We start from the raw sequence: 9274 nt of genomic DNA on the forward strand, positions 1-9274 counted from the left end.
GCCGGACGGCTGTGGGTCAGGGCAGCTGCGGGTACAGCGCGGCGACGCCTCCGGACAGGCCGGCCTGCACCTGGCGGCTGGTGTCGTCCACGACGATCTCGTAGGCGCCGGCCGCGATGCCGTCGGCGGCGAGCCGGGCAACGTCGGCGGGGGCGGTCTTGGGGCCGTCGAGCTCCCGGGACATGTCGGTGTCCATGCCGCCGACGTGGAGTCCGGCCACCCGGATGCCCTGGTCGGCGAGCTGGACGCGCAGGGCGTTGGTGAGCCCCCACTGGGCGGACTTGGCGGCGCAGTAGGAGCCGATGTCCGGGAAGCTGTACCAGGACAGGGCGGACAGGATGTTCAGGATCGCGCCGCCGCCGTTGGCCGCGATCTGGGGTGTGAAGGCCCGGACCACCGAGAGGGTGCCGTAGAAGTTGGTGTCCATGTCCCGGCGGATGGCGTCCGGGTCGCCGGTGAGCAGGTTGCCGCCGACGGATATGCCCGCGTTGTTGATCAGGACCGTCACGTCACCGGTGGCCTTGGCGGCGGCCGTGACCGAGTCGGGGTCGGTGATGTCGAGCGCGATCGGCGTGGCGCCGGGCAGGTCGACCTGGCCGGGGTTGCGGGCGCCGGCGTAGACGGAGGCGCCGCGGCTGAGCAGTTCGGTGGCGAGTGCGTGGCCGAGGCCGCGGTTGGCTCCGGTGACGAGGACGGTGCTGGTGGAGAGGTCCATGAAAATGCTCCTGGTGCTTTGGCGCTGGTGATGAATGGGGGAAGGACAGCCGGTCGAATCGAGGGGTCGGTGTTCCGTCCCTGCTCGGGATCGGCCGTGGGGTCAGGTGGTCGGGCCGGTGCCGTGGGCGGCGTGGTCACCGGTGCGCGCGGGCTGCCGGCCGCCTGCCGGAAGGATCTGGCAGGTGGTGGTGGCGTGGGCGAGCAGGCGGCCGGTGAGGTCGGTGACGGTGGCGGTGGCGTAGGCGGTACGCCGGCCGACGTGCGTAGCTGTGGCTTCGCAGCGGACGCGGCCGGTGCCGGCGGTGACCGGGCGCAGGAAGGTGATGTTGAGGCCCTGCGTGGTGTAGCCGGTTCCGGCGGGGATGCGGGTGTAGACGGCGGCGCCCAGGGCGTTGTCGGCGAGGGTCGCGAGGACGCCGCCGTGGACGGTGCCGAGCGCGTTGTAGTGCCATTCCGCGGGGGTCAGTTCGAACACGGTGCGGCCCGGTTCGACCTCGATGAGTTCAAGGGCGAGGGTGTTCGCGGCCGGAGGAGCCGGCAGCGTTCCCTTGCCGATCCCCTGCATCACCTCCAGGCCGCTCAGCTGCTGGGCGGCCTCGATGATCGGGCGGGGATCCTGCCAGGTGTAGGCGCGGTGCCGGGGGGCGGGTTGCGCACTCATGAGGCCGTGGGGGTGGTCGTGGGGGTGGGCATGGGCGTTCCGTTCGGGTGGGGGCGGTTGTGTACGGAGGTGAGGGCCAGCACGGCGGCGGCGAGGAAGACGGCGGCGGTGACGGCCAGGCCGGCGTGTATCCCGGAGGTGAAGGCGTCCGCGATCGCCGCTCGCCCCGCGTCGGCGGGCGGAGCGGCACCGGTGGCCCCGGAGGCGACGGCCTGCTCGATGGGTGTGCGGGCGGCGGCGGGAACGCCGTGCGCCGCGAGCTGGTGGGGCAGGTCGGCGGTGACGCGGCCGGCGAGGAGCGAGCCGAGCAGCGCGGTGCCCATGACCGCGCCGACCTGCCGGGCGGTGTTGACGGCGCCGGAGGCCATGCCCGCACGCTCGGGGGCGACGCTGACCAGCGCGGCGGCCGTGCTGGGCGCGATGAACAGGCCGGATGCGGCGCCGAACAGGGCGAACAGCGGCCAGACCCGGCTGTAGGGGGTGTCCGCGCCGACCGTGGTCAGGCCGAAGACGGCGAGAGCGCCGAGCAGCAGACCGACCGTCAGGGGTGCCTTGAAGCCGGTACGGCGGATCACCCGGCCGGTCAGGAACGCCGAGACGACGTAGACGCCGAACAGCGGCAGCATGCGCCAGCTGGTGTCCAGCGCGTTCAGGTGCTGGACGTTGTTGTAGAACATCACCACGAGGACGGCCACGCCGGTGAAGCCGAACAGTGACACCGCGGCGATGACCATCACGGCGCTGAACGAGCGCGAGGCGAACAGCCGCACGTCGAGCATCGGCGCCGCCACCCGCAGCTCGACGGCGACGAACACCACCGCACAGGCCGCGGCCGCGACCCAGGCGGCGAGGACGGGACCGGCGGTGTACCCGTCCTCGCCGCCCTGGATGAGGGCGTAGACGAGACTCGCGATCGTGACGGTGCCCAGAGTCGCGCCGACCACGTCCAGACGGCCGTCGGGGGCCAGGGACTCCGCGGCGAACGGGACCGCGACCAGCAGCGTGATCACCCCAAGGACGGAGTTCGGCACGAACACCGCGTGCCAGCTGAAACGGTCCAGCAGCACACCGGCGAGCAGCGGGCCGACGGCCAGGCCGATGCCCGACGACGCCGCCCACACGGTGATCACCTCGGTCCGCCGCTGCGGATCGGCGAAGGCCGCGCCCAGCACGGCCAGGCTGTTGGGCAGGATGAGCGCGCCGCCTACACCGGAGACCAGCTGCGCGGCGATCACCGTGGCGGTGGTGTCGGCGGTCGCGGCCAGCAAGCCTCCCGCGATCATGACGACCACGCCGACGCAGAACATCCGCTTGCGGCCCAGGAGATTGCCCAGCGTGCCGGACGACAGCACCAGAGCGGCCACGACCAGCGTGTACGCGCTGGGTATCCAGATCAGCGCACCGGGGCTGACCCGCAGATCGGCCTGGATCGCCGACATCGCCGAGATCGTGGCGGTGACGAGCAGAAACGTCATCATCACGCCCAGACACATCGCCAACAGCGTCAGTGCTTCCCCGGGCCGGGCGGTGGTTCGCCGGCCCGTTCCGGCCCTGCGACCGCTCCCGCCGCTGCCGCTCGGCGGTCGGTCCGTTGCCGACGCGGAGGTGCCGGCCGGAGGGACCCGGTCCCTGCTCATGGAGATCCTTCCTCGCTGCCCGAGGATGTGGGCGGCTGCCCGAGGATGTGGGCGGCTGTCGGAGGTTGTGGGCGGTGACTATGCCTGCTGGTTCGCGATGCCGAGGTAGTCGCCCAGGTTCTTCTCGACCTCTTCGACACCGATCTCGGCGAGGAGCTTGCCGAGCTGCGGGATGCGCCCCTGGAATCCCGGCAACATGACCGACTCCGCGAACTCCGCCCAGGACGCCCGCAGGTCGGCCTCCGGCGGCAGGGTCGCCCGGTTGATCTGCGCCTTGGCGCCCGCCACGGCCGCCTTGTCGAACGAGGCGATGCGCGCTGCCACGCCGTTCACGAAGTCGTCGAGTTCGGCGTCGGCGACGGCCCGGGTCACCCATCCGTACCGCTCGGCCCGCTCGGCGTCGTAGTCCTGGCTGGTGAGGATCGCCTCGAGCGCGCGGTCCCGCCCGAGCAGTCGGGGGAGACGGTCGCCGCCGCCACCGCCCGGGACCAGGCCGGTCGCGACCTCGGGCTGGCAGAAGATCGCCTCCTCGCGGCTGGCGTAGCGCAGGTCGAAGGCCAGGGTGATTTCGTCCCCGCCGCCCCTCGTCCGCCCGCGGATGGAGGCGATGCTGATGAACGGAGCGTTGGTCAGGCGCGTGACGAGGTCGACCCACGTCGGGGTCCCGTCCGCGCCGGTCAGCGCAAGGAGTTCGGGCACCTGGCCGAGGTCGGCGTGGTTGAAGAAGTAGCCCGGCGTGCTGCTGCTGAAGATGACGACCTGGACCTTCTCGTCCCGGCTCACCTCGTCGACCACCTCAAGCAGTTGGGCGACGGTGTCCGCGCCGACGAGGTTCACGGGCGGATTCGAGAAGGTGACCTTGCGGATCTTCGGTGTCACGGTCTCGATGTTGAACTGGCCGTGCTGCGTCATGGTGTGCTCCCGTGCTGAGGGGGTGGATTTGATCGGGGTAATGGGGGATCTGTTGCCGGTTGCTGTTCGTCAACCGGTGCGGGCGTTGGTCACCTGGATCGTGACGCCCTTGGTCTGCTGAAAGAGGAAGGCGTGCCCGGCGTCGCTGCGGGCTGCATGCCGGTGGCGTAGCGAACGGGCTGTTTGATGGCCGCCAGGGGCTACCTTCCGTGTGCTACCTCCGGTGGTCTCTTGTGGACCGGTACGACCGCGCGGTGCACGTACGCCGGCGGGAGATTCGGCCACACCACCCGGCTGCGTTCCACGGTGGAGAACCGCCCCGTCAGTTCGGTGGCGAACCGGCGGGCCGGGGGCGTCCATGCCGCGTGTACGTACGCGAAGGTGCTGAACCGGCCACCCGGACTCAGTACGCCGGCCGCCGCGTCGAGGATCCGGCGCTGCCGTTCGTGCGGCATGACGGTCCAGGGCAGACCGGAGACGATGACGTCGACCGGGTACGGGACGAGCGTCGTCAGGTCCTCGGCGCTGCCGTGGACCACCTCGACGGGGCTGTCGCGGTACCGGTCGGCGAGTCGGCGGGCGAGTACAGGGTTGAGCTCGACCGCGACCAGCCGTGCCCCCGGGGCCAGTTGTTGCAGGATCGCTTCGGTGATCGCGCCGGTGCCGGACCCCAGCTCCACCACGACGTCGGCGCGGTGAAGGTCCAGACCGGCGGTCAGGGCCTGCGCGAGCGTGGGAGAACTGGGCATGACGGCACCGGTGAGCCGGGGGTGGCGAAGAAACTCGCCCATGATCGACATGCCCAGAAGCTAGGCAGTGGTTGTGTCGTCGGAAGTCATCCCGAGGGCCGGACCGTGTCATCCTCCAGGGCGAACCAGTCCGCTTTCGTGCGCCATGACGATGGCCTGTATCCGGTCGCGGAGGTGCAGCTTGGTGAGGATCCGGGCTATGTGGGTCTTGACCGTGGTCTCGCCGAGGAACAGCTTGTCGGCGATCTCCGTGTTGTTCAGCCCGCGGGCGACCAGAGCCAGCACCTCCCGTTCGCGGTCGGTCAGTACGGCGAGGCGTGCGTCGGTGTGCGGTGCGGCGGTGCGGGTGACATACCGGTCTATCAGCCGCCGTGTCACCGACGGGGCGATCATCGCGTCGCCGCGCAGCACGCCGCGGAGGGCGACGAGCATCTCGGCGGTCGGCGTGTCCTTGAGGAGGAAGCCGCTCGCTCCCGCTCGCAGCGCGGCGTAGGCGTACTCGTCGCGGTCGCACGCGGTGATGACCAGCACCTGCGTCCCGGGCAGCGCGGCGCGCACCTGCGCGGTGGCCGAGATACCGTCCAGGCCCGGCAGCCGCACGGCCATGAGGACGAGGTCCGGGCGCAGCGTGAGTGCCTGCGCCACGGCCGCCTCTCCGTCCCCGGCTTCGCCGACGACCGTGAGGTCCGCCTGGCTGTCGACCACCATGCGCAGGCCGACCCGCATGAGCTCCTGGGCGTCACAGATCAACACACTGGCCCCCGTCATGGCGCCCCGCCCTCCCAGCGGCAGAGGGCGGTGCCGCGGCTGAGCGGCTCGCCGGCGAGCGCCCGACCGGGACCCTGGCCGGCTCCGGCGACAAGGAGGGTGCTGGTGGAGAGGTCCATGGAAACTCCTGGTCAATGGGCGAAATACGGTGATGTGGTGCATGGAGAAAGGCGTGCTGGTCTCACCGGGGGATCGGCTTCGCGCGCGCGTCCCCAATCGGACGGCGGTCTTCGAACGCGGTCAGTGTCACGATGATCGCGGCGGCGATGACGGCCGCCAGGTATGCCGGGGCGGCCAACGTGACCGCGCATCCGATGACCAGGGCGGACAACGCGACCAGCCGTGCCCTGGGCAGGTCGTCGAACAGGGTTGCCCCGTGCCAGGTCTGCGCGCCGATGTAGAGGGCCGGTCCGCCGAACAGCAGCAGGTTCGTGGTGATACCGGCGTGATGGGCCGGGTGTGCGATGACGCGTTCGTCTCCCGCGGCTACGGCGATCATCCCGGCGACGGAGACCATGAGGCTGTAGACGCCGCTGCGTCCGGCCCGTATCGGGTCCTCGGTCAGCTCGTAGTGGCGCACGACCCGCTCGGAGCGACTGAAGAACAGCCAGAACAACGCGATCGTGCCGGTGAGCGCCACGCCGGCGGTGAGCAGCGTCATCGGCTCGTACGGCGCCGCGGTGAGCGCGGTGCCGGTGGTCAGGATCGTCTCACCGAACGCGATGATCATGAAGAGACGGCCGCGCTCCAGCAGGTGCCCGCCGGCGAAGGTGACCTCTCGGGAGTCCAGCCTGCGGCCGGGGAGCGGATGCGCCGTCAAGGTGCCCACCAGTTCGACCAGAACGGCCGCGGCCCACCACGCCAGCCGCGTGCCGCCGCCGGCCGCCGCGCCGATCAGCCACAACGGTGCCGGCGCGACGAACCAGATCAGGACGCGGCGGAAATGCTCCTGGTTGACCGCGTCGAGGCCGATCGTGAGCAGCCACACCGTCCGGCCGATGTGAATGAGCAGGTAGGTGACGACGAAGACCCACCCGGCGTCGTCGAAGGCTCGCGGGATCGCGGCGTTCATGAACAGCCCGACGAGCATCACCGCCAGCAGCATCCGCCGGGTCCGCGGGTCCTCGGCCGGGACGAGGGCGACCGTCCAGGTCGTGTACGCCCACACCGCGTAGACCGCGGCGTAGAGCACGAGCGTCTGAGCGGCGCCGGCCCATGTCGGATGGGCCAGGAGTTGATGCGACAGCTGGCCGATCGCGAAGACGTAGACCAGGTCGAAGAACAACTCCAGCGGCGTGACCTCCCGGCGCGCCGGATCGCTGGGCAACTGCACGGTGGATCTCCTCGATTTCACGGCGAGGTCCTGGCGGCCCCGACCGACGACAGACAGTGGAACTGCTCACGGATGTTGGCACGTTCATCAGCCGGCGCCTCATGGATGGCGCGCCGGGTCCTCCACGCACTGGGGTGTCAGCCCCTCTCACCCGCTGGACGGCGGCGCTGACCGACCCGTCATCGGCCATGTCGAGGCCGAGTGACGTCACACCGTCTTCCTCGGCCCCGATAGGCGCATATGGATCTGGCTCTTGTCGACGGCCGGGTACGGGTTCCCGGCCCCTGCCGTGCCGGTGTCCGTGCGAGTGGTCAGGCGGCGAGGAAGCTGGTCACCTGGGTGGAGAAGTCCCTGGCGTGCTGGAAGAGGAAGGCGTGGCCGGCGTCGCTGTAGGCGACGAGGGTGGCGTTCGAGAGATGCTGGACAGCGGTGTACGCGGCCAGGGCGGGGATCATCGCGTCCTTCATGCCGGTGGCGTAGAGGACGGGCTGCGTGATGTTCTCCAGGTCGGCTCGCACCTGTTCGAAGGGAACCGACGCGTCCTTGCCGATTGCGGCGATCTGGCCCTGCCCGGCTGCCTCGGACACACCGGGGCCCCCGGCGGCGAGCCGTGTGGACACCCTGGCGAGGTGCTCGTACCCGGCGGCGCGACCCGTCTCGGTCTCGGGGAAGAAGAGGAACACCAGGTCGTCCGCGGTGACCTCGGGCTTGGTCATGATGGCCCGCACCTTCGGGTTCGGGGCGGGCGTGCCAGGCACCGTGCCACCGGGGTTGGCGGCCGCCACGACCAGCTTGCGGACCAGGTCGGGCCGGGTTCGGGTGATGTGCTGGGCGACGGTGCCGCCCAGCGTCCAGCCGAGCAGGTCGACCTGCGTCAGGCCGAGGGCGTCGATGAACTCGACGGTGCCGTCGGCGAGTCCCTCGACGGAGTCGGGCGGGTTGCCGGTGGTGTAGCCGGTGCCGACGTTGTCGAACACGATCACGTCGTGGTGGGCGGCAAGGTGGTCGAGGAACTGCGGGTCCCACCAGTTGATGGTCCCCTGGACCCGGTTCAGCAGGACCAGCGGGATGCCGCCCCGCGGGCCGATGCGCCGGTAGGTGAACGTCGCGGAGGGACCGCCGACGGTGAGGTTCTCGGCCGCGTCTGCCAGATAGGTGGTCATGGCGAGCTTCACTTTCTTGTTGCTGTGGCTGTGCCAGGTGGACGGCGTGGAGGCGCGGGCGTCAGGCGGGCAGCCGGTTCATCTTGCGCAGCTGCTGGTCGAACATCCGGGTGGGGACGATGCGGCGCATGGTGCGGACGCGTCCGGTGATGGCACCGGCGGTGTAGCGCAGGTTCGGTTTGGCGTCCCTCGCCGCCGCGACGATCTCCTTGGCGACGACGGCGGGGTCGTCACCGTCCTTGACCGCCTGGGCCATGTACTCCTCGAAGACGTGCCGCTGGTTGGCGTAGACGTCCAGGGGCTGGTCGGGCCGTACGCTGGCCGCGTCGAACGCGGTGCTGGTCCAGGCGGGTTCGACGATCAGGACCCGTACGCCGTACTCGCGGACCTCGTGGTCGACGGACTCCGAGTAGCCCTCGACGGCGTGCTTGGAGGCGGCGTAGACCGCCATGTAGGGCTGCGGCATGAATCCGACGATGGACGAGATGTTGATGATGCGTCCGCTGCCCTGGGCGCGCATGTGCGGCAGGACGGCGTTCGTCATGCGGATGACGCCGAAGACGTTGATGTCGAAGAGGCCCTGCGCCTGGGCGGCGGAGCTCTCCTCGGCGGCGCCCGCCGAGCCGATGCCGGCGTTGTTGACCAGGACGTCGATCCGTCCGAACCGGTCGATGACCTCGCCGACCGCGGCGGTCACCGACGCGTCGCTGGTCACGTCGAGGTCGAGGAAGGTCACACCCTTGCGGGGGGTGACGTGCGTGGTGTCGCGGCTGGTCCCGACCACCTCGTAGCCCGCTTCGACCAGCGCGAGAGCGGCTGCCTTGCCGATGCCGGAGGACGCGCCCGTCACGAGGGCTACCGGTCGTGTTGTCGTCATGGTGGACTCCTGGCTCAAAGGGGTTGCGTTCGTCTTGCTGTGGATGGGGATCGCGGTACCGATGGCGGATGAATTCTCACGCCCGTCCCCGGTCGGTGCGACTCCCCGATCCGTGTCATCAATGTATCAACTTTGGGAGCAGAAGCAACATGAGAGCATCAATTAACTGGAGATTCGTAGCGTTCACGTATCCTCTACACAGGGTCAACAGACAGATGAACCGCCGACAGAGGAGACCGACATGGGTCGAGCACTGCGTGCAGATGCCGAGCGCAGTGTGCGCGCGATTCTGGAGGCGGCCGAGCGGGTCCTAGCCCAGGACGCGGGTGCCTCGATGGAGCAGATCGCCGAGGCGGCGGGGCTGACCCGGATCACGGTGCACCGGCGGTTCGCGAACCGGCAGGCGCTCCTGGAGGCACTCGCCGTCTCCGCGAAGCAGCAGCTCATCGACGCCATC

At 70.2% G+C, this 9274-nt stretch carries 11 protein-coding genes; 1 reads left to right on the forward strand and 10 read right to left on the reverse strand.

Annotation, left to right across the window (positions count from 1 at the left end):
* Positions 1-16 precede the first annotated feature (16 nt).
* The 10 genes from ACWD0J_RS28765 to ACWD0J_RS28810 form a co-directional block, all read right to left on the reverse strand.
* The gene (locus ACWD0J_RS28765; protein WP_451498757.1) at positions 17-715 is read right to left on the reverse strand and encodes an SDR family oxidoreductase; all 699 of its coding nucleotides are present in this window, start codon (positions 713-715) and stop codon (positions 17-19) included.
* 102 nt (positions 716-817) lie between these two features.
* A complete protein-coding gene (locus ACWD0J_RS28770) occupies positions 818-1378 on the reverse strand; it encodes a PaaI family thioesterase (protein WP_451498758.1) in 561 nt (186 codons plus the stop codon).
* Positions 1375-2871: an MFS transporter gene (locus ACWD0J_RS28775; RefSeq protein ID WP_451498759.1), complete on the reverse strand. Its 1497-nt coding sequence runs from the start codon at positions 2869-2871 to the stop codon at positions 1375-1377. Before ACWD0J_RS28775 ends, ACWD0J_RS28770 begins: the two co-directional genes overlap by 4 nt.
* Positions 2872-3093: 222 nt before the next feature.
* The gene (locus ACWD0J_RS28780) at positions 3094-3927 is read right to left on the reverse strand and encodes an enoyl-CoA hydratase/isomerase family protein (RefSeq protein WP_451498760.1); all 834 of its coding nucleotides are present in this window, start codon (positions 3925-3927) and stop codon (positions 3094-3096) included.
* Positions 3928-4127: 200 nt separating this feature from the next.
* Entirely contained in the window at positions 4128-4718 is a 591-nt protein-coding gene (locus tag ACWD0J_RS28785; RefSeq protein ID WP_451498761.1) for a class I SAM-dependent methyltransferase, read from the reverse strand.
* Between the two features lie 66 nt (positions 4719-4784).
* Positions 4785-5444 carry a response regulator gene (locus ACWD0J_RS28790; protein WP_451498762.1) on the reverse strand — a complete coding sequence of 220 codons (660 nt, stop codon included), beginning with the start codon at positions 5442-5444 and terminating at the stop codon, positions 4785-4787.
* Positions 5441-5563 (reverse strand): hypothetical protein, encoded by a 123-nt coding sequence (locus tag ACWD0J_RS28795; RefSeq protein ID WP_451498763.1) that lies wholly within the window; start codon positions 5561-5563, stop codon positions 5441-5443. The genes ACWD0J_RS28790 and ACWD0J_RS28795 overlap by 4 nt, the downstream gene beginning before the upstream one ends.
* 62 nt (positions 5564-5625) lie before the next feature.
* On the reverse strand, positions 5626-6777 hold the full coding sequence (locus ACWD0J_RS28800) for a low temperature requirement protein A (protein ID WP_451498764.1): 1152 nt from the start codon (positions 6775-6777) through the stop codon (positions 5626-5628).
* A 311-nt stretch (positions 6778-7088) separates the two neighbouring features.
* Positions 7089-7940, reverse strand: coding sequence for an alpha/beta fold hydrolase (locus ACWD0J_RS28805; protein WP_451498765.1), 852 nt, complete (start codon positions 7938-7940; stop codon positions 7089-7091).
* Positions 7941-8001: 61 nt separating this feature from the next.
* The gene (locus tag ACWD0J_RS28810) at positions 8002-8817 is read right to left on the reverse strand and encodes an oxidoreductase (protein ID WP_451498766.1); all 816 of its coding nucleotides are present in this window, start codon (positions 8815-8817) and stop codon (positions 8002-8004) included.
* 241 nt (positions 8818-9058) lie between these two features.
* On the opposite strand from ACWD0J_RS28810, the gene ACWD0J_RS28815 reads away from it, so the two are divergent.
* Positions 9059-9274: helix-turn-helix domain-containing protein (locus tag ACWD0J_RS28815; protein ID WP_451498767.1), on the forward strand; the 216-nt coding region annotated here is incomplete at its 3' end.

This window comes from Streptomyces sp. NPDC003011 (genome assembly GCF_053591515.1).

What these genes read in the sequence shown, in the direction of transcription:
- ACWD0J_RS28765 (WP_451498757.1), bottom strand. Translation starts at nt 715, where the DNA reads ATGGACCTCTCCACCAGCACCGTCCTCGTCACCGGAGCCAACCGCGGC.
- ACWD0J_RS28770 (WP_451498758.1), bottom strand. Translation starts at nt 1,378, where the DNA reads ATGAGTGCGCAACCCGCCCCCCGGCACCGCGCCTACACCTGGCAGGAT.
- ACWD0J_RS28775 (WP_451498759.1), bottom strand. Translation starts at nt 2,871, where the DNA reads ATGTGTCTGGGCGTGATGATGACGTTTCTGCTCGTCACCGCCACGATC.
- ACWD0J_RS28780 (WP_451498760.1), bottom strand. Translation starts at nt 3,927, where the DNA reads ATGACGCAGCACGGCCAGTTCAACATCGAGACCGTGACACCGAAGATC.
- ACWD0J_RS28785 (WP_451498761.1), bottom strand. Translation starts at nt 4,718, where the DNA reads ATGGGCGAGTTTCTTCGCCACCCCCGGCTCACCGGTGCCGTCATGCCC.
- ACWD0J_RS28790 (WP_451498762.1), bottom strand. Translation starts at nt 5,444, where the DNA reads ATGACGGGGGCCAGTGTGTTGATCTGTGACGCCCAGGAGCTCATGCGG.
- ACWD0J_RS28795 (WP_451498763.1), bottom strand. Translation starts at nt 5,563, where the DNA reads ATGGACCTCTCCACCAGCACCCTCCTTGTCGCCGGAGCCGGCCAGGGT.
- ACWD0J_RS28805 (WP_451498765.1), bottom strand. Translation starts at nt 7,940, where the DNA reads ATGACCACCTATCTGGCAGACGCGGCCGAGAACCTCACCGTCGGCGGT.
- ACWD0J_RS28810 (WP_451498766.1), bottom strand. Translation starts at nt 8,817, where the DNA reads ATGACGACAACACGACCGGTAGCCCTCGTGACGGGCGCGTCCTCCGGC.